The organism is Niabella insulisoli (assembly GCF_039652435.2).
GTDB classification, from domain to species: Bacteria; Bacteroidota; Bacteroidia; order Chitinophagales; family Chitinophagaceae; genus Niabella; species Niabella insulamsoli.
In genome coordinates this window covers 1580790-1601625 of the sequence record NZ_CP190246.1, presented here as the reverse complement: position 1 = coordinate 1601625, position 20836 = coordinate 1580790, and the positions used below count along the sequence as shown (strand labels likewise).

Here is a 20836-nt window from a genome sequence, read left to right as displayed (position 1 = left end):
CACAAGTATGAAGAAAACAATGCAAAGGTTGCTGTTCGCATTTTTAATGAGTGGGGTCGCGCTCCTCTCCTATGCCCAGCAACGAACAATTACAGGAACCGTTACTGATGAGCAGGGAGCTCCGATCGCCAACGCTTCTTTTCTCGTTAGAGGGACTTCCACGGGTGGCATCACTACAGAAAACGGTAGTTTTTCTGTTGTCATTAGCGGAACAAATGCCGTGTTAGAATTTAGCTCGGTAGGATATCTTACCAAAGAAGTTCCCGTTACGAGCAGTAACACCCTTTCGGTTGTGTTAACCCGATCGGACGCCACGGGTATGGAAGAAGTTGTGGTCACAACCGCGTTAGGTATAAAGCGCGAGGCACGATCATTAGGTTATTCTGCTCAAACCGTAAAAGGCGACGACCTGACCATTGCTCAGGCGCCAACCATCGCACAGGGGTTGATGGGAAAAGTAGCCGGCCTGCAGATATCGCAATCCGGTGGCGGTGCAGACGGAGCGTCTTCAAGACTTGTAGTTAGAGGTAATACTTTACTTACCGGCGATAACCGCGCTCTAATTATTGTAGATGGTGTGGCGATCAACAACGATCCGGTAAATGTCAATAATAACAATGGGGGTAACGGCCGGAACGTACTTGGAGGCCAGGGCGCTGACGTTGCCGGCAATAACGACTGGGGAACGGGTATGAACCTGATAAACCAGGAAGATATAGAAAGCATCACTGTACTAAAAGGGCCCGAAGCTGCCGCTCTGTACGGAGCAAGAGGTGCTAACGGCGTTATTCTGATTACCCGGAAAAAAGGAGGCAACCGGCCTGGCTTAGGTGTTGATTATACTTTTTCTCACAGAGTCACCAAACCCTGGGAATTGCTCGATTATCAAAATGAATATGGCCAAGGCGGCGTCGCCAGCATGACAAGCGCCGACCAGTCCAGATGGTTCCCCTACAACTCGAGTGGGCAGCGTATGCAAATCGGAAATGGAACTAACCCGGCCAATAACTATGTCAACAATTCGCATGGGCCGATGCCTTACGATAAAGCCTACGATTTTTATACTTACTTCAGTTACCCGGGAAGCTACTCATGGGGACCGCGAATGGATGGACAACCCATTATGAATTATGACGGCGTATTAAGGCCTTATGCCGCCCAACCCAACAACTGGAAAACCTTTTTTCCTGACGGATCGGTTACCATGCACAGTATTGCCGTATCAGGCGGTGGAGACAGAGCCACTTTCCGTGCTTCTTACACGCGCAACAATACTAAGCCTAATATGATCAATAGCAAAATGCATTCCGATGTATTCAATCTGGGATCGACCTTTGAAGTGAGCGAAAAGGTAACCGGTGAAGCTACCGCAAGCTATACCAATTTTTATCGCCTCAATGCTCCGGAAGTCGGTAATACCTGGCAGGCTGCGCCTACTTACTCAATGGCAAGAGACTATGATCCTCAACTTGCTTTTTCGCAGGCCTTTGGCCCTAATGGTGAGCGAGTTGATATCACAAACGGTAATGGCTCCTACCCGGGAACAGCCGGCGGCGCACCCGCTTACCCGTACAGCACCGGGTACCTCAATAACCAGTATTGGAATCTCATGAAGAACAACAGGGACTTTACAAGAAACCAGTTTCTGGGCGGTTTAAAAATCAATGCGGACTTAACCAATTTTTTAAGTTTGACCGCACAGGGCGGTGTGGACAATTCGAACGACGTAGCCACATTCATCACTTATCCAATCGATGTTTTAGGCAAGGCTGGCGGCGCTTACAAAGAATCCATGGCCAAAAGCCTTAACCGTACATTGACGGCATTCTTAAGACTGCATAAAGACGGCATCTTCAACGAACACATCAACGCAAGCTTAACAGCAGGTGGAGAATCTTATTCACGAGATGACTATACCGTGAGTAATTCAACAAACGGCAATTTTGTCCGCCCCTTTATTTTTGCTCTGAACAACGGTGCGAATCCACCAAATCCTGCCGAAGAAATAAAATTTGCTAAGAAAATAAACTCAATTTTCTCCTTTTTGAATCTGTCTTACAAAAACCTGCTATTCCTGGAAGCTACTGCCCGCAACGACTGGTCGAGTACGCTACCCTTAGCTAATAATAGCTACTTCTATCCTTCTGTTAATGTTAGCTATGTATTTACTGATGGCATCAAAGGATTAAAAGAAAGCGCGAGTTGGTTAAACTTTGGGAAGTTGAAGGTTTCTTATGCAGAGACAGGTAGCGATACCGATCCGTATGCTATTCACAACTTGCTTCAAAGCTATACTTACAACAATGAGTTGGCGTCAAGTTTACCGGAGAATCTAAAAATACCTGGCATCTTGCCCGCGAGGTCGCGCTCATTTCAGGCAGGTTTAAATCTTTCCATGCTGCAGAACCGCCTCACCGTGGATGTTACTGGATATTGGATGAAAAGCTACAATCAAATCTTAAACAATCCGCTGCCACTATCCTCCGGATATAATACGATCAGCATTAATACCGGCGCTTTGGGTAATAAAGGCCTTGAATTCATCGTAAATGCGACGCCGGTAAAAACCAACGATTTCTCATGGAATATTGGCTTAAATGCCGCCCATTCGAAAACCAAAGTGTTAGAGCTGGCCGATGGAATAAACGACCTGACTTTAGGTACTTATTTCGGAGGAAACGGAATCAGCCAAAGAGTTAAAGTAGGTGAGTATTATGGTACATTATATGGTAAAGATTATACCTATTTAAATGGAGAGAAAGTTGTGAAACGCGCAGTGGGCAATGATGGCCAGCCTTTAACATTTACGGCAAACGGCCAAACTTATTATGCCGGAACGCAGTGGGTGCTAACGCCTAATGAAGTGCCAATTGGTAATTCCCAGCCATTATTTACCGGTGGTATTACCAACACGTTCCGCTATAAAAACTTCTCATTGTATGTGCTGACTGACGGTAAAATTGGTGGTGATACTTATTTTGGTTCCTACGAAGCGGCGATGGGAAGCGGCCTGATCAACGAAACATTGAAAGAACGCAATGGCGGCGGATTGCCCTATACTTATCCTGACGGAACAACTGGTAATGTCGGCGTTAATTTCGGCGGCGTTTTTGCGGACGGAACTCCTAATACCGATGTTGTTCATTATTTATGGTATTATGCCGGAACTTACTCGGCATGGAACCACGTGGGTATTCCTCGCTCTTCAGGTGTTTTTGAAAATTCCTGGATGAAATTAAGAGAACTGTCTTTAAGCTACCAGGTGCCAAAAAATGTGGTAAAAGCTACCAAAGTTTTGCAAAACCTGAACCTTTCAGTGTACGGGCGTGATTTATTTTACATTTTCACAACCATTCCCAAAGGTCTGAACCCCGAAGGTGTTAATGGCATTGGTAATATTCAGGGCATTGAGTACTCTTCTATGCCGAAAACAAGGTCATTTGGTTTCACCATTAAAACCTCGTTCTAATTAGAATAACCAAGTCACACAAAAAAAGATTATCATGAAAAAATATCTGAATAATTACAATCTACATAAAAAGGCGGCCACCGCAGGCTTAGCATTGCTACTGCTTTCTGCCGCGTCGTGTACAAAAGATTTCGAGAAAATCAATGCGCCGTATAAAGATGTCTCGGTTGCTACTGCATCTGCACCCGCGCTTTTTAATCAACTCTCGCGAAATATGACACAAGAAGATTATACGCTGCACAACGTTATTCTTCTGGATAAAGTAAACCAACTGGGTGTGCAAAATGTAAACACGCCGTATACCAATTATATTGCTAGTTACTGGAGCACCTATTATCAGAACCTGGCTGATTACAAATTCATTCTAAAGTTGATTGATGAAAGTGGAGATCCGCAAATTTTCACAAATCTGCGTAGCATTTCTACCATCCTTATGTCACTCAAGACCATGGATATGTTGGATCGATATGGCGATATCCCCTACTTTAATGCAGCTGTAGCTCAAGATGGAGTGGCTTATTATCGTCCCGAATACGACGACCAGGCGGCGATCTATAAATCTGTACTGGAAGATTTAACGGCTGCTGTCAATGCTATCCGTACAGGATCGTCGGCTTCGACCCAACTGCCGTTAGGCAATTATGAATCGTTTTTAGCAAGCAATTATGACGCGTGGATCAAATTTGGCAATGCTATCCGCCTCAGGTATGCGGTTAGGTTATTTGCAAAAGACCCCGCCATTGCTACACCCATCATCACCGATATCATTGGAGGCAACAAGCCGCTACCCAATGCGGTGACTTATGCAAGCACAACCGCCATGCGGGAGAACAATTACGGAAATTACCCCAGAATCGTCGTGCCTACTCCCAATTATGCCGATCGCCGCTGGTATACATTCCGTGAGGTTTCAGTAAGTAATATCAGGTTAAGCACCAATGTTTGGACTCAGATTTCGAATTCTAACGCTGATGACGGTTCAGGTATTTTCGATCCGCGCGCCTACGTTTGGTTCATGCCTAATAACGCGGGTAAATGGGTACCCCAGCCACAGGATCATTCAGTAGATGAAGGCTCGAGCACTTTGTATAGAAACGATGCGACACCGGCCCCGGCCAACTCTTTGGCTGATAATAAGTTTGCCGGTTTCAATTTCTACTTGGTAAGAGATTTCCTGGATATGCCGTTTGTATTGATATCTGAAGCAGATGTACATTTCCTGAAAGCTGAAATCTATGCGAAAGGCATGGGCGTAGCAAAAGATTTCACAAAAGCCAACCAGGAATACCAGGACGGGCTGCGGTCTTCTGTCAATTTCTGGTACACTTATGTCGCCAACTCGGCAAGCGGTATCTGGCCTGCGTCCAAACCCACACTGGGCGCCACAGCAATCGCAACATTTTTGGCAAACCCCAAAGTAGCGCTTGTTCCCGGGGACGATGCCGGCAATGTGCGAAAAATCATCACGCAGGCCTGGCTAGCTTCTATATGGAATCAACCGGAAGCCTGGGCGATTTCAAGAAGAACCGGGCTGACACCCAAGGCGGCCGGCTATAATCCGCAAGTATTTAACAAGTTACCTTATCCGGAGAACGAAAAGCAAAACAATTTCGACAACTGGATGAAGGCCAGTGGTGGCGCCGAACCCGATGCGCAGGCCACTGTTAAAGTCTATTGGGCGCCCTAAACAATATCATTATCAACTTTCCAAAAGCCACTTTAATTTGAAGTGGCTTTTTTCATGTAAAGGCACAACGATCGCAAAAACGTGGATATCCAGTTAACAAAAGTTATAAAAAAATTTTAAAAAGTTGTTGACATTCTACTCAAAGATCTTTACATTTACTTAACATTGAACATATGTGAGCAAACGATTGCGCAACCTGACATGGTTGTACTCTTTTTGAATCGAAATAGGTTTTAAAAATACTGCTTTATCAATTTATAAAACTATTAGAACTGCAAATCAAACACGAACGACTTCTTTTAAAATCAAAAACAACAAGTATGAAGAAAACAATGCAGAAACTACTGCTACTCTGGCTGATGAGCTGCTCAACATTGCTCTCCTTCGGTCAGCAAAGAACCGTAACGGGCACCGTTACCGATGAAACGGGCGCACCCATCGTCAACGCATCTTACATGATTAAGGGAACAACGAGTGGAGGTGTCACCGATAGTGAAGGCGCTTTTTCCGCTTCAATTTCTGGAAATGACGCAGTATTAGTGTTTACTTCAATTGGATTCCTGACCCGGGAAGTGCCCGTAGGATCAGGATCCACGCTTTCTGTTGTGCTGCAAAAGTCGGACGACCAGATGGAAGGCGTAGTGGTTACCGCACTTGGAATAAAAAGGCAGCAAAAATCTTTAGGTTATGCCATTCAGGAGGTAAAAGGAGCTACCCTGGCCGACGCCAAAGAAACCAACCTTGCCAATGCCCTTAGCGGTAAAGTAGCGGGTCTGCAGGTGGTTCGCTCGAGCAACGGCGCCGGCGGATCTTCAAAAATTGTGTTGAGGGGCAACAACTCTCTTACCGGCAACAACCAGCCGCTGATTGTAGTGGACGGTACACCCATTGACAATTTTACCGGTACCACCGAAAATGGTTACTGGAGCGCAGGCTTTGACCGCGGTAATGGTCTAGGCGATATCAGCGCCGACGATATCGAATCGATGTCGGTATTGAAAGGCCCTTCCGCAGCGGCTTTATATGGCTCACGTGCAGGAAACGGCGTTATTTTAATTACGACCAAATCAGGGCGCAGACAAGCCGGGCTGGGTATTACTTTTTCCGCGACCCTGGGAACAGAGGACATATTTATCCGCCCGGAATTGCAAAATAGCTTCGGACAGGGCGATAATGGCGTCTTCGATCCTACCAGCGAATATAGCTGGGGGCCTAAAGCTGAAGGCCAAACGGTAACTAAATGGAATGGATCAAGCGACCAGTTGCGCGCCGATTACGATAATGTAGATGCATTTTTAAGGAAAGGGACGACTCAGAATTATAACCTTTCCTTTCAGCAGGCTTTTGGCAACACCTCGGTTTATTCTTCTTTAAGCAGATGGGATGATAAAAGTATTATCCCCAACAACAAACTGGAGCGAACCAATATCACTTCAAGAGCCACCACGAAGTTTGGCAAAAATAACCGCTGGACAACGGACGTCAAAATGGCTTACAACAATACAACGGGTATCAACCGGCCCATCAACGGCCGCGATGTAAGTAATATTTTTACATTATACACCATGCCCAGAAGCATGAATATTCTTGACTTCAGCAATCCACGCAACGAGTTTGGACAAATGGTTTGGTATGAAGGTTCGCCCAGCTGGCAGAACAGCCCTTATTGGAATTCAGCTTACAACCTCAACCAGGATTTAAGGGATCGTTTTATCATGAATGGATCGGTAAAATATCAATTTACAGATTGGCTGGATATGGAAGTAAGGGGTGGCGCTGATATTTACACTACCAACACCCAAAGAAAAGTATATGCCGGCAGCAAGCGTGCCAACGAATATTCGGAAGGAAAACAAACCTTCTCCGAAACCAACTACAGCACTTTATTAACCGCGAGAAAAGATAATGTGCTCGGCAAGTTTGGCGGTGTTATTACGGCGGGCGGCAACCTGATGCATACCAAATACAGCATGGTGGGCATCGGCACGGGCCCGCTCGAAGTTCCAGATGTTTTCTCGTTGACCAATGGCTCGGGTGCACCCACAATCAATCAAGGGTACAGCGCCAAAAAAATCAATTCGCTTTACGGAACTTTTGGCATCAACTACGATGGTTATATCTACCTGGACGCAACGTTTAGAAACGACTGGTCTTCTTCGCTGATCGAGCAAAACAGGTCTTACTTCTACCCTTCCGTAAGCCTTTCTTATGTCGTTACAGACATGATCCAAAACATGGGCGGCCAGTTGCCCGGCTTTCTTAGCTACGGAAAGCTTAGAGCATCTTATGCAACTGTTGGTAATGATCTGGCTCCTTATAATTTATATAATGGTTATGAAATCAGGAAAGACCCCAATGGTAATACCTATGCGGTTAGGAATACCACACTATTAGATGCTTTCGTAAAAAGCGAACTCATCAAATCTTTAGAATTTGGTGTAGAAGCCCGCTTCTTCAAAAACAGGGTGGGCGTAGATTTTACCTGGTATAAATCGAACGCCACGAATCAACTGATCGACATCCCGATGGATCCGCTTAGTGGCTATTCCTTTAGAAAAGTGAACGCCGGCGATATTCAAAATAAAGGGTTCGAATTGATGGCAGATGCGCGGATCGTAACAGGTGACAGTTTTAACTGGACCTTAATGGCAAACTTTTCAAAAAATGAAAACAAGATTATCGATATTGCCAACAACCTGGGTGTAAACGAATATACGCTCGGAACCTTTGACGATTTATTCATCAGAGCGGCTTCGGGCGGCCTATATGGAGATATTTACGGAACCCGGCTGCTGCGCGTTAAAGATGGGAACGACCCCAATTTTGGACAGCTAATTCTTAACGGAGATGGGTTGCCGCAGCGCGACCCCGAAATCGTGCAACTGGGCAATCAACAGGCAAAAGGTCTTTTGGGCATCACCAATAGTTTCGGTTACAAAAATTTCGGCTTATCGTTCCTGGTGGATGCAAGGTTTGGCGGTGAGATCTTTTCAGCCTCCAACGTAGCCTTGCAAAGGTTTGGTGTGGCAGCTATCACGGCTCCTGGCGGCGAGCGCCCCGACCTCGTAGTTCCCGGTGTGGTTTCAGATGGCGATGGCGGATACGACCCCAATACAACTTCTATCAGACAGGAACAATATTGGAGAACATTGGCTACTTTAAACAACCTGGGCGTGGGCGAAGCTTATTTGTATGACGCAACCAATATCCGGTTGAGAAATGTACAGTTGAGCTACAATCTGCCTAAAAAGCTTTTACAAAACACTCCTATTTTAAATGCAAAAATTGCCGCTTCCTGCAACAATGTATGGATGATTAAAAGCCATTTAATGGGAATTGATCCTGAGTCGGTATTTGCAACAGGCAGCAACGCTGTTGGATTTGAAAGCGGCGCTTTCCCAACTATGAGATCTTACCTGCTTACCTTATCGATCAATTTCTAACATAAAAATATACATCATAATATGAAAACGATTTTTAAATATGCCCTGTCGCCCCTGCTCATTAGCATGGCGCTTACGGGTTGTAGCAAATTCGACCAAATCAACGACAACCCTTACCTTGTAACGGAAGACAAGGTGCAGGTAGAATATTTTATTAATAATGCCATCATCAACAGCCAGATGGATCCGCACATAGCGGAGCGCATTTTTGTACTCTACTGGAAAACGGCGGGCCACCAGCAATTTGGCGGCGGCATTGCAACCGGCGGTTATAACGACGGCTGGAGCACCGATTACTACGGCAGCTCTTATATGGGCGGCTGGCTGAATGGTATCAATGCTGGTATCCAGGTGGCGGAAAAGCAAATCGAATCGGGCAATGTAAAAGAATATACCAATAACCTTTTGCAGGTGTCGCGCATTCTCAGAGCTTATTTGATGAGCGAACTGGCCGATACATTTGGCCCTATTCCCATCAATGCATTCCAGGGCGTTAACCCCGAATTTTCTGATCTGAAAACCGTTTACTATTTTTTGCTGGATGAACTAAAAGACGCTTCCGCCAAACTGGATTTAAACATATCCGGTCCCGACGCCAAGTTCGACCAGGTGTATGGATTCGACTTTTCAAAATGGCAGAAATATGCCAATTCAATGAGGCTGCGCCTGGCAATGCGCCTTTCAGAAGTAGATGCCAACAAAGCCAAAACAGAATTTGAAGATGCGGCTACGAAGCCCTTGATTACCGCTTCGGCGGAAACCTTCCAGGTTGCAGAAAAACCAGGTTGGGACGCGCTCACCGGCGTAATGACAAGAGAATGGAATTATTTCCAGATGTCTGCCACCATCAATAACCTTTTCGTTGGTTTGGGAGGCGTGGCTTCGCAAGACCAGGTGAGCGCCGAAAAACATCCGTATATCAAAGCGGCCAACTATGCAGGCCTGAGACTTCAGGACCATTTCACCACGTTAACCAATGATCCGCTGGCGGGTTACTGGCTGGACGGATTACCCAATACCATCGATCCCCGCGCTTATAAACAATATATCATCCCCGGGGATGTTACCAACCCTGATTTTAACGCTTACCCTTCTTGGGACAATAGCGCTAAAACCACGGAGCGCAATTTGATGGCAGGCTCAAATCCTGATGTGGTTGTAAAAACAATCGATGCAAAATTCACCTGGAATGCGCCCGTGAATGGCGACTGGGGTGTAAAAGGCAGCAAAAACCAGGTTAGATCCTATAACGGCGCCATCCCAAGGCACGGACAAAGATTCAGAAACAGCAATAACAAGCGGATTTTCTTCGCTAATTGGGAAACCTATTTCCTGCTGGCAGAAGCAGCTGTTAGAGGGTGGTCGGTTCCTATGTCTGGCAAACAAGCCTACGAAGCGGGTATAGACGCGAGTTTTGCTTTCTGGGATGTGAGCAATTTTTCTTCGACCTACAAAACGTCCACCGCATACAACCGCGTGGGAACCTCGGTAAGTTGGGATCATACAACAGAGCCTCCGGCGGCGCATACAATGAATTATATCAACGGGTACACTAACGCACCCGGAACGGTTTCTATTCTTTACCCCGTAAATGGTTTATACAAGAACGGCACGGTGAAAAATGACCTGCTGACTAAAATCATCACCCAAAAGTTCATTGCTCAAAACCCTTGGCTTCCTTTGGAAACATGGAACGATCACCGGAGACTGGGCCTGCCGTTTTTTGAAAATCCCGCGGTGGAAAATCCATTGGTGAACATGCCTGCACTCAATGCTTCGAATTACATGACCAGCAATATTAAATTCTTCCCCCAAAGAGTGAAATATCCTTCGAGCCTGCAGGCGAGTAACGCCGCCGGGTATGAGCAGGCAGTGCAATTTCTTGGCGGCACCGACGACGTATTAACGCCGCTTTGGTGGGCCAAAAAGCAATAGTGCGCCTTTCCTTTTTTGCTTCTATACAACACAAAAGACTATTCCACTTATTTGGAATAGTCTTTTGTCTTTCAGACCTCAAGGGAGGCTTGGGCCAAATAAAAAATCCTAAAAAATTCAACATGAATAATTTAGGATTTTAAGTTGCGGTGAGGGCGGGAATAGAACCCCATAATATAATATTGTATCATTTTAAAACCTCCTTCGCTGAAACACCTATAAACACAGGCTTGCATGAAACAAATGTAAAAATGTGTAAAACTAATTTAAGCTTTCAGGCGCAACATTGGGCGCAACAATCTATCTTTGAGTAAAGATATTTTATGGCCAAAACCTTCATTCGTTTTCAGTTGCAAACACAGAGAACCAATAAAAATGGCATGGCGCCGGTGAAAGTTGTTTATGAGCTTCAGGGAAAGCTGGAACGAAAAGCTTTTTTGACAGATAAGAAAATAAGACCTGAAAATTGGCAGGCCGGCAAAGCACACTACCTGAATAAAGCTGAGGCAAAGAAACTATACCCTGCCCTTGATTATAAGTCACTACCATTACAAAAGGATATAGACCAGTTTAATCATGACCTGGCTGATATCGAACGTGAACTCAGGTCCATCGAAAAAAACTTACTATACGAAGGAAAAACCTTTACGATCGCCGATGTATTGACTATTTATAAAGAGCGAAACAGTGAAAAGCCTCAAATTGTACCATCTAAACCGAAAGTATTTATCACAGACTTTATAGACAGCTACGTTTCCCGTAACGGCGGCATCGTTAATAAAGCTACCCTACAGACTTATACTGCTCTGAATAATCAGCTAAAGGCCTTTCAGGGCAATGACAAAATTACATTTACCAATTTGGACCGGGTAAGACTGGACGATTTATTAAAGCATTATGTCAAGAACAAATTTAACAACAGCACCACCTCAAAGCATTTCAGCAATCTAAAGAAGATGCTGCGTATCGCAATTGCCGAGGATAATAAATTAGAAGTTAACCAGGCTTTCAGAGACTATACGCCAAAGATACTGAGCAGGACGGCAAGTGAGCCTGATGTTATTGTTCTGGAACAGGACGAGTTTAATAGTATTTTGAATTTGGATCTTTCCGATTATAGCAAAAGTGTTCCCCTGGTGAAAAAAGAGGCAGGAAAGGATGTGATTAAACAAATATCATTTAAGACCCTGGATAAGGTCAAGAACCTTTTTATTTTTAGCTGCTCTACAGGCTTCCGGTACTCCGATATGATGGATCTTAAATGGGAGCATATCCAGGATGATTGGATTATAAAAAAACAAGTTAAAGGGGGAAAGACATCAAAAATAGAGGTCCCTTTAAATCCCATTAGCAGGCATATTCTTTCTATCTATGAAGGAATGACTACTCCCCTACCTACTATTTCAAACCAAAAGGCAAATGATTATGTGAAGCTCATTGGTGACCTGGCCGGAATAAAGCAAAAGGTGGAAATTAATACGAAAGTTGGTGCTACGATAGCAACTGAAATGCAGCCTAAATGCAATTTAATGAGCATGCACATGGGGCGCCGGGTCTTCATTTCTCTAACCCTCGAAAAAGGAGTAGGCATGCAAGATGTCATGAGCCTCTCGAATCATAAAAAGTTCGCATCATTTAAAAGATATTTCAGCATTAGTAAGAAGCAGAAGGAAAAGGCTATGAGCGTATGGAGAGCAGTTGAAAATAAAGAATCAAACTTAAAAGCGATATGAGTACATTAAATTTTAATGCGATAATACGGGAGGCTTATTTACCTCAAAATTCAGATAATAAAGAAGGCTATTTTAGGCGGTGGATGGCTAAAGCAGTAAATGAATATTACTATACCGAAGATGATTTTAAGCAGGGGTTAGCTAATAGTTTGGCTGAACTTCGTAAAGGATTGGAGCAGGAATTTAAAAAAGATCGGGCCAGATTGGAATATTTGGTAAAGAAGGCAAAAAACGGCGATTTGGTTTTGCAGACTTACACCGCTACTGCACCAGATTTTAAAGAAAGACAAGCCAAGTTTAATAAAACCGAGTACGAGAAAGCTAAATCTGAACTTGAAAGAATGACCTTAGAAGATTACTTTTTCCGTCCAGCATGGGGATTTAATTTCACCCTGTCCCGATATTTGGAACTTGGTGATATTTTAATAAAATTGAATACTGTTAAGAATGATGCAGCAATTGGGACGAAAATAACCGCAAAAGGCATTGCTTTTGCCCTCGCCTATAAGGAGCGTTACGAAAACAAACCAGTTGAAAACCTAATCCCCCAACTGGCTAAAAAACATCAATTTGCACTCAAGTACTTAAAAAACACGTTTAACGAATTATCGGGCGCAGAATCTACACGTCTACACATGATTGGCGGCGGGCTGGACAATAAAAATGCTATAAAAGCAAAGTTGAAATCTTTGAACGAAGCAAAAAAAATATTAAAGGATTGGGATTGCGAAAAGGCATTAAAGGAAATAGATAAAGACCTGATTACGTTGTCATAGTAAATCATTTATAAATATAGTACCCCCTACGTACCCCCTACCACATAGGGGGTTTTTTAATTTTATCAACGATAACAAGATTTAAAGTTTTTCCGGAAAACACAAACGTTTAAAAACGTAAAAAATGAAAACAATATCTTTTGAACAAATGCCTTCCGCTATTAGCGTAATGACCGGCATGATCGCGGATCTTCAAACGGAAGTGAGAGCATTAAGATCAGCACAACCCATTAATGAGCCGCCAATTGACGGTGCAGAACTGAGAAAGCGATTAAACATTTCCCGTCCTACGGAAATAACAATGCGAAATAAAGGAAAGTTGCCTTTTCTTACGGTTAACGGGCAGTATAGATATCAGTGGACCACCGTTCTAAAAGCATTATCTAACCTAAAATAAAAAACCCACATCATGATAAACACCAAGAATGTGGGTAATGCGTTTGACGGCGCGGCCCAACAAAGATACGACAATTGGCAGAATGAATACCGACAATTTGCTGAATACTTAAAGAAAAATACAGCAACAGCTACAATGGTAGCTACAGCCTTGAGTATTTACAGGCCAAACGCATGCAGATATAAGAGATGGCTGGAAGACGCCGGACAGCTATGGGAAGTTCGTAGAGGTGTTTGCGCCGTTACTGGATTTCCTGCTAAATATCTATCGACTAACCCGGATTTAAAGCCGGCTAATCCCCAAAGAGAACTATTTACCGATCAGGAGGCGGCTTCGCAATGATTGAACAGATCAACAGAGATTTTAAGGGGATTTGGATTCCGAAAGAAATATGGCTTCATCCAGATTTAGCGACTATGGAGAAGCTATTTCTAGTAGAGATTAACAGCCTGGACAATGAGGATGGTTGTTTTGCTAGTAATGATTATTTCTCCCGGTTCTTCGGACTGTCCAAACCCAGATGCTCCCAGATAATCCAGTCTTTAAAGGAAAAGGGCTTTTTGACAATCGAATATACTTACGAAGGAAAGGAAATAACGAGAAGAACGCTAAGATTAGGTGTTAAATATTTTAAAGGGGGTGCTAAGTATTCTAAAGGGGGTATTAAGAAAACTAAATCGGGGTGTTTAGAAAATCTAAAAGATAATAATACAGTATTTAATAATACAGATAATAATACAATTAATGATAAAGGAAGTGCAGGCACTTCTTCTGAAAAAAAAGTTACTGATAAATTATTTTATAATGCCTTAGTAAGTGTTTGGTATAATCATCATCCCCAATGGCAATTTGAACCTAAAGACGGCACTGGCTTAAAAGGCATTGTAAAAAAAATATGTAAGTGGCAACAGGATTCCGAAAAAGAAGCAACACCCGAAACCACAGCCGCAGCATTTGACTTTATCCTATCACACCCAGCAATTAAAAATAACAACTTCCTATCAACAGCCGATCCTTCAACCCTAAACAGCAAATTAAATTCAGTTTACGAACAAATTAAAAACAATCCAAATGGAACAAAACAATTCATTGGCAATAGCCGAACATCAGAGTACGCCAGCAACCCTTTCGAATGTTAACTTACCTTCCCTCAGTAAAGAAGAGAAGGCCTTGGCTAACGAAACCCGGAGATTACGCCTGGTGGGCAATGTGAATTTTCCAATGCCAAACATAGCCATAGCTGAAATGGCGATTGAACTTAGGAAGCTAATGCCTGAGCTGACGCCTGAAATCCTAAGTAAGATTATTAACAAAATAATTGTTGGGGATATTCCTTACGATCCCAATAAAGGTATTTTGAATATTACCCAAGGTTATAAGGCTTATAAGGAGCAGAGAATTACTTATCAACTGTACAATGTCGAAACGGGTGACTATTCTTCTGCCAATGAGGATGACTTCATAGATCGGATTGATAAGAATGCCTGGTATGTGTACGATGTCATCAAGAAGGGTCAAAGACAGACACTTAACAGCAGCACTCTATCCAATGGATTGGTCAAAATCCACAATCAGCATCTAAGGGTCCGGACGCAGTATTTAAGGTACTGCGAAAATGAAAATATAACGCCTGACCCATACGCTGAATGGATTAAGTGTATAGCGGAAGTTGCATAACAATTGAAAACAACATTAAAAAACAATGGCACACCCGAAAGGAAAATCAGGAAATCCAAGTGGCAGACCCAAGGGAACCCCCAATAAGGCAACTACCAATTTGAGAGCATGGATAACATCCTTTATCGAAGATAACCGCTCTCAGATCCAGGAAGATTGGCATTCTTTAGAGCCAAAGGACCGTATTGTATTGTTTGAACGGCTATTGAAATTCGCCCTACCGACACTACAGTCTCAGGCTATCACCACAAATTTCGATCAGATGACGGATGAACAACTGGATAAAATAATTGAGCAGCTTAAAAATCAAATACAATGAGAGAATTAAAGATTACAGCCATTAAAGCGTTGATAAAAGGCGATAGCGAACGATTTAAAGCCATTTATACGGACATCGAAAGAGAGAGGCTTTCCAGTCAAATAAACCTTAATAAAACGCCTGGAAATGCCTTACAGGCAATGTTTGAAAATAACGAGGATTGGTCTCTCAGTGATGATACACTTTATTTCGGTAATAAAAAGCTTATAGCAGACGATATCAAGACTCTTTCTGACTATTGCCTGCATTGTTTAATTCAAAAATTTGAGTCATGCAAAATCCAAGACAGCAAAAAATAGCAGCCCTTGCGGCCCTGGTTAAGGGCGATACTAATCCCTTCAAAATGCTAACGGAACAGATCGTAATAATAGAAAGCACCGCTAGCATACGATTGGAAAAGGAACAACGCAACAAAATAATATCTGATGCCAAGGCAAGATCAAATGAACCTGTAATAATTATTGAACTATGAACCGAAGAGAAAAAATAAAAGCATTAGCGGCCTTTGCAAAGGGCGATGTAGTTCCCTTCAAAGAACTTATTGATAGCGAGATGAAACCTTTATTTGTAACTGCGGTAGAAGACAATGGTACGTATTACCTAAATTTTGACGATCTCGTGCTACAAAAAGAGGAATTTGATAATTACATAAATGGGAAACAGCCGGTATTTGCTGAAATACAGCCTTTCGGAAATGCTGACTTTCCAAACAAACATTTACCCAAATATTTAAGACACAAAAGTTAAATAACAATAAAATCTACAATTATGACAGACAAAGAACGCTATCTATTAAACACGAATCAAAGACTGGAGGCAATAATCAAGTCTTTGAAAACAACAACAGCAGAACTGCGCCGGATAACCTTAGAGATAAATTCAACGGGAAAAGAACCCTCTCCGGAATTTGTCGAACGGTATAATCAGGAAGTTGTTCCGCTCATGCAATCGTTCAAAGAAATAGATTTATAACACCACCCCCTTTTTTAACCTAAAAAACACCACAATATGCAACAAGCGGGAATTAATATTGTAGCTAAATGGTCGGCCGATGAGGTAGATGCCGGTATTAAAGCTATGGTAGCAAAAATAGAATCGCAAAAAATCGACACCTCTAAACTTATCAATCCGGCAGCATTATCAAAGGGATTTAAACCCGCAGCAGATGCAATGGCTGTTGCTCAACAGCAGGTAAAAAGACTAACCAGAGAGTACCAAAACCTGTTCTTGGCTGATAAGGCCAACACCGAACAAGGTCACAGGGTGGCGTCTGCTTTGTCTGCACGGGCGCAAGTCGCGGCACAGGTTTTAGCTGTGACGCGGGGCATTGTTAATGCAGCCAAAAACGAATATGACGCATACGGGAAACTGAGCCAGGAGGCGAACCGCTTAACCAGGGCTTATCAGAATTTAGCCGCCAGCGGTGATGCCACAGCCGAACAGCTTGAAGCCTCTGCAATTGCAGCAGCAACAGCAAATAAAAGGCTTTATGACATAGATTCTAAAGTCGGCCGTTACCAGAGAAATGTCGGAAACTATTCAAGTGCGTTCAACGGCCTACAGCATTCTTTCAACCAGATCACCCGGGAGATGCCAGCGTTTGCCAATAGTATGCAAACCGGCTTTATGGCTATCTCTAACAATATCCCCATGCTCGTGGATGAAATAACCAACCTTAAGAAGCGAAATGTTGAACTGAGAGCAGAAGGAAAACCTACTGAAAGCGTTTTTAAATCCTTATCCGGAGCTTTATTTAGTTGGGGCACTGCTCTGAGCTTAGGTGTGACCGCCTTAACGCTGTATGGTCCTAAACTCATCGAATGGGTTAGCGATTTAGGTAATGGATCTGATGCGGCGCAAAAGCTGAAAAAGGATGTTGAGGCCACAAATGAAGCCTTAAAGGATCGTTCCGTAATAGACGCCCGTACCAATGTTATGCAGCTACGCGAAGAGGTTGATTTAGCCAGGCAAGGATTTTTGAAAAAGACTGATGTTGTTAAGCATTATAATGACACAATGGGTCAAGCCACCGGAGAGGTTAAAAGCCTGGATGGAGTTGAAACCGCAATTGCGCAAAAGGCCGATAAATACATTCAGATAATGCAGCTGAAAGCCAAGGCGACGTATGCTTATGCTCAGGCAGCTCAAAGCGCGGTAAGAGCCGATCAGTATATTTCAGATTACGACACTTGGGACGCTATTGGTGAAGGCGTAAAAACAGCATGGAATAACATCAAGAACTTTCGGCTATCAGTCATACCCGGTACAAATGGATTTCTGCAAGGGTTTAAGGATTTGAACAAATCAACGCAGGATTTTAACGATATCGGCGATGAAGCTATTAGAAAAGCCGCTCAGTTATCCAAAGAGATAGGAGGAAACTTTTTTGATAACGCTAACCCCTCAAAGGCCGGAAAGAGCCGTATAAAGGCTTTATCTGACGTTTATAAAGAGTTTAATGCTGAGATTGACAGTATCGCCGGTTATGTTTCTGCGGGGATTATTTCGCCTTTGGATGCGGCAAACGATCGGGCGCAGGTGTTAGAGTCTACTGCAAAAAAGCTCATTGGAGAATTTAAACAATCACCGGAAAAGAATTCGTTTCTAAAAGGGGTATTAAGGGACCTTACTGATGTTCGCCTTGTGATTGATTTGGCTGGCAAAGAGTTTAAAACTGCTTTTTTTCCAAGAGATACCGGATTAGACATTGGAGCTATTGATTTTAAGCCAGCGGCAGATCTGGCAGACAAATCATTGAAATGGGCGCAGCAAGTCCAAAAAGCAGCCAAGGATGGCATCAAATACGTGTTTCAGGACGGTATTAAAGTGCCACTGAGTGTAGAAGTAGATCCTGAATCCCTAAAAAATACTTATGCCGCAGCACAGGCAATGGCAAATGCAGTAAATACCACTTTGGTTGAACTGGCAAACAATGCAGCCTACTCCATTGGTGATTCTTTTGGCAAAATACTTACAGGGCAGGGAGGTATTGGAGATCTGTTTAATGGATTGATAAAAGTGCTTGGAGAAGCCTTCCAATCTTTTGGTAAAAAAATGATTGAAATAGGAATCGCAATGACCAGTATTAATAATGCGGTTAAATTCCTTCAGTTGAACCCTGCACTTTCTATTGCGGCGGGTATCGCAGCAGTAGCTTTGGGGTCGGCTTTGAAAGGCTCGTTAAATAAGGATCGATCAAAAACTTTTGCTTTCGCTGATGGTGGTATTGTTTACGGTCCTACAATGGGTTTGGTAGGTGAATATCCTGGAGCATCCAGCAATCCGGAGGTAATTGCGCCGCTTAATAAGCTAAAAGACATCATCGGCAAATCAGAAACGCAGGTATTTATACCGGAAACCAGGATTCAAGGAAAAGATCTGGTAACAGTATTTAAAAGATCAGAGCAGTACAATAACAGGTAAGCAATCTACAAGGAGGCTGCCATTCGGAGCGGCCTCTTTGTTATAAAAACATCCAGATTTCGTAAATTTCTGCATGCTAAAGTTCACAAGCAGCTTCCATCAAAGATTCGGCAATCGAACCAGGCACCACATACGAAGACTTGGCCAAGATATCATCAGTTTCAACCTTGCTGATAACGTCACCATTGCTTCCATAGTCTAGAACGGCAAGCGTTTTAACCTTAGCTTCTTCACAGAAAAAATCCCAGAGAATTAATGTAAATCCCTCTTCAAATTTTTTATTATCAATCTCCTTTTCAGACCAATAATTTTTTGTCCAAACTCTGATCGACTCAGAAGTCTTTTTCACCGGTTTTTTCCTGATATAATAAACATCTCCATTAGTAGACATGCTAACATACAACCAGGTGGAATCCTTCGAACTGGACGAAATATAATGGTTTTGTCCTGAGGCGCTCACAGAAGCGATGCAAAGGAGAAAACAGATAAAGAAAAGCTTCATTAGTTTTTTTTATAGTGAAACAGATTACCAAAATTATCAAAAGCAAAAATGTTATTGGCAGTTTTTTTTGCAATATCAAAACAGTTCGTATCTTTAAATCCTCAATACTCATTAGGTAGCAATATCTAATACACATATTTAAAAATAATGGCGGCGTATGGCTGAAAGTGCCTATCCACACTAATACTTAGTGAGTATTGAGAGCGACCGCCTATTTAATATGTTATGAACAAATTTTTATCAGTGGGCCACTCAACCCCACACCCAACGACAAAGCGCTATTGTCCCGGACTCAGACAAGTCCAAGATCCACCACCTTCGAGGCCGCGAATTACATTTATGGACGGCTCTTTAATGTTCATTTTAAAGGAAGGAGGTAATTATGAGTAAGTGTATTCAATGCCCCCACTCAAAAAGGTTTTGCCCATTTGGTTTTATTGGCACCTTGCGCCCCAACGACGTACATTTTTGTCCAAAAACATCACCGGGATTAGAGAGTGGGCATCATTATCTGTATGTTGACCACAAGAGAATTACTAAACTAAACCGTTTGCATAAAAACTAAAAAAACATCACCATGAACAATAAATTATCACCCGAACAAATGCAGGAAGCAAAAGACTTCGCAGGCATGTTATTCCTCAAAAAAGGGGCATCGATTGATGAAGGCAAAGGCCAACTGGCTGAACTGGTGACGCACGTAGCCAGGTTTGGAGGACATGAAAGCTCCGACATTGAATCAATCCTTCAGGATATTACACTGCTGCTCACCGATCCAAATATATCCAAACGGCTGCCAGCATTCAGCCAAAGACACGCCGGCGAGATTTTGGGAAATCTGCTTTATTTGTTCCGCTATTTAGACAGTGAGTGCGGCGACTACTTGGATTACGTTTGCTTACACCATTATTGCGGATGCCTTAGCCAAGACGAATACGATAAAATCAAAGGCCGACACAAATTATCAAACTAATAAAACCCACGATAATGAACCCATATCTTAATATCGATGATTTTAAATATCACATTCAGCAACAAGCGGAAAAAATACGGGAGAGTTTACTTCCGAAACATTCGTTAAAAAAAGTAGACCTGGATAAGGCAATAGCACTTTACTATGCTGCGGACGATCTACTTAGCTTCTTGCCTATCGGCGACTTAATTGAGACGATAAACGACGCTATATTTGATACAGTCCGAACACAGGAAGAAGACGAAACCCAATTTAAATGCACCAATTCTTATATCAATTCGCGCGTCTGGAATCTTACCATGATAAGCAACTTTATTGCACAGGCAGCGAGTTAATACTCTTTTACAAAAAACAATAAGTAATGAAAAAGAATCAATACACTAAACTAAAAGGAATCCGGTACTATATCAACAAAGCGAAAGAGAAGCGCAGGCGTTTACGAAACGCTTAATTGTATCAAACCGTGGCAATAGCTGCGGTTTTTTTATTAGCTTTAAAATCT

General features: G+C 42.9%; 18 protein-coding genes. 17 read left to right on the top strand and 1 reads right to left on the bottom strand.

Annotated elements, in window-relative coordinates; translation table 11 throughout:
• Positions 1-7: 7 nt before the first annotated feature.
• The 15 genes from ABDK00_RS06810 to ABDK00_RS06740 all read left to right on the top strand — a co-directional run bounded on the left by ABDK00_RS06810 (position 8) and on the right by ABDK00_RS06740 (position 18859).
• Positions 8-3469 carry a SusC/RagA family TonB-linked outer membrane protein gene (locus ABDK00_RS06810; RefSeq protein WP_346239405.1) on the top strand — a complete coding sequence of 1154 codons (3462 nt, stop codon included), beginning with the start codon at positions 8-10 and terminating at the stop codon, positions 3467-3469.
• A 34-nt stretch (positions 3470-3503) separates the two neighbouring features.
• Entirely contained in the window at positions 3504-5156 is a 1653-nt protein-coding gene (locus ABDK00_RS06805; protein ID WP_346239404.1) for a SusD/RagB family nutrient-binding outer membrane lipoprotein, read from the top strand.
• A gap of 320 nt (positions 5157-5476) precedes the next feature.
• Positions 5477-8599 (top strand): SusC/RagA family TonB-linked outer membrane protein, encoded by a 3123-nt coding sequence (locus tag ABDK00_RS06800; RefSeq protein ID WP_346239403.1) that lies wholly within the window; start codon positions 5477-5479, stop codon positions 8597-8599.
• A gap of 21 nt (positions 8600-8620) precedes the next feature.
• Positions 8621-10534, top strand: coding sequence for a SusD/RagB family nutrient-binding outer membrane lipoprotein (locus ABDK00_RS06795; RefSeq protein WP_346239402.1), 1914 nt, complete (start codon positions 8621-8623; stop codon positions 10532-10534).
• A gap of 323 nt (positions 10535-10857) precedes the next feature.
• Positions 10858-12267, top strand: coding sequence for a phage integrase SAM-like domain-containing protein (locus tag ABDK00_RS06790; RefSeq protein WP_346239401.1), 1410 nt, complete (start codon positions 10858-10860; stop codon positions 12265-12267).
• A complete protein-coding gene (locus ABDK00_RS06785; protein ID WP_346239400.1) occupies positions 12264-13043 on the top strand; it encodes a hypothetical protein in 780 nt (259 codons plus the stop codon). Before ABDK00_RS06790 ends, ABDK00_RS06785 begins: the two co-directional genes overlap by 4 nt.
• 124 nt (positions 13044-13167) lie before the next feature.
• Positions 13168-13440: a hypothetical protein gene (locus tag ABDK00_RS06780; protein ID WP_346239399.1), complete on the top strand. Its 273-nt coding sequence runs from the start codon at positions 13168-13170 to the stop codon at positions 13438-13440.
• A gap of 12 nt (positions 13441-13452) precedes the next feature.
• Positions 13453-13782 (top strand): hypothetical protein, encoded by a 330-nt coding sequence (locus ABDK00_RS06775; RefSeq protein ID WP_346239398.1) that lies wholly within the window; start codon positions 13453-13455, stop codon positions 13780-13782.
• Positions 13779-14579 (top strand): helix-turn-helix domain-containing protein, encoded by an 801-nt coding sequence (locus ABDK00_RS06770; protein ID WP_428400374.1) that lies wholly within the window; start codon positions 13779-13781, stop codon positions 14577-14579. The genes ABDK00_RS06775 and ABDK00_RS06770 overlap by 4 nt, the downstream gene beginning before the upstream one ends.
• On the top strand, positions 14512-15117 hold the full coding sequence (locus tag ABDK00_RS06765; protein WP_346239396.1) for a hypothetical protein: 606 nt from the start codon (positions 14512-14514) through the stop codon (positions 15115-15117). The genes ABDK00_RS06770 and ABDK00_RS06765 overlap by 68 nt, the downstream gene beginning before the upstream one ends.
• A gap of 25 nt (positions 15118-15142) precedes the next feature.
• Entirely contained in the window at positions 15143-15436 is a 294-nt protein-coding gene (locus ABDK00_RS06760) for a DUF5681 domain-containing protein (RefSeq protein ID WP_346239395.1), read from the top strand.
• Positions 15433-15735, top strand: coding sequence for a hypothetical protein (locus ABDK00_RS06755; RefSeq protein ID WP_346239394.1), 303 nt, complete (start codon positions 15433-15435; stop codon positions 15733-15735). Before ABDK00_RS06760 ends, ABDK00_RS06755 begins: the two co-directional genes overlap by 4 nt.
• 169 nt (positions 15736-15904) lie before the next feature.
• Positions 15905-16183, top strand: coding sequence for a hypothetical protein (locus ABDK00_RS06750; protein WP_346239393.1), 279 nt, complete (start codon positions 15905-15907; stop codon positions 16181-16183).
• A gap of 21 nt (positions 16184-16204) precedes the next feature.
• A complete protein-coding gene (locus ABDK00_RS06745; RefSeq protein WP_346239392.1) occupies positions 16205-16408 on the top strand; it encodes a hypothetical protein in 204 nt (67 codons plus the stop codon).
• A 36-nt stretch (positions 16409-16444) separates the two neighbouring features.
• Complete coding sequence (locus ABDK00_RS06740) at positions 16445-18859, top strand: hypothetical protein (protein ID WP_346239391.1); 2415 nt, start codon at positions 16445-16447, stop codon at positions 18857-18859.
• Between the two features lie 76 nt (positions 18860-18935).
• Here the strand turns inward: ABDK00_RS06740 and ABDK00_RS06735 are convergent, their stop codons facing one another.
• Positions 18936-19361: a surface-adhesin E family protein gene (locus ABDK00_RS06735; protein ID WP_346239390.1), complete on the bottom strand. Its 426-nt coding sequence runs from the start codon at positions 19359-19361 to the stop codon at positions 18936-18938.
• Between the two features lie 577 nt (positions 19362-19938).
• On the opposite strand from ABDK00_RS06735, the gene ABDK00_RS06730 reads away from it, so the two are divergent.
• Both ABDK00_RS06730 and ABDK00_RS06725 read left to right on the top strand, forming a co-directional pair.
• Positions 19939-20334, top strand: coding sequence for a hypothetical protein (locus ABDK00_RS06730; protein ID WP_346239389.1), 396 nt, complete (start codon positions 19939-19941; stop codon positions 20332-20334).
• A gap of 14 nt (positions 20335-20348) precedes the next feature.
• A complete protein-coding gene (locus ABDK00_RS06725) occupies positions 20349-20669 on the top strand; it encodes a hypothetical protein (RefSeq protein WP_346239388.1) in 321 nt (106 codons plus the stop codon).
• The last annotated feature ends 167 nt before the right edge of the window (positions 20670-20836 follow it).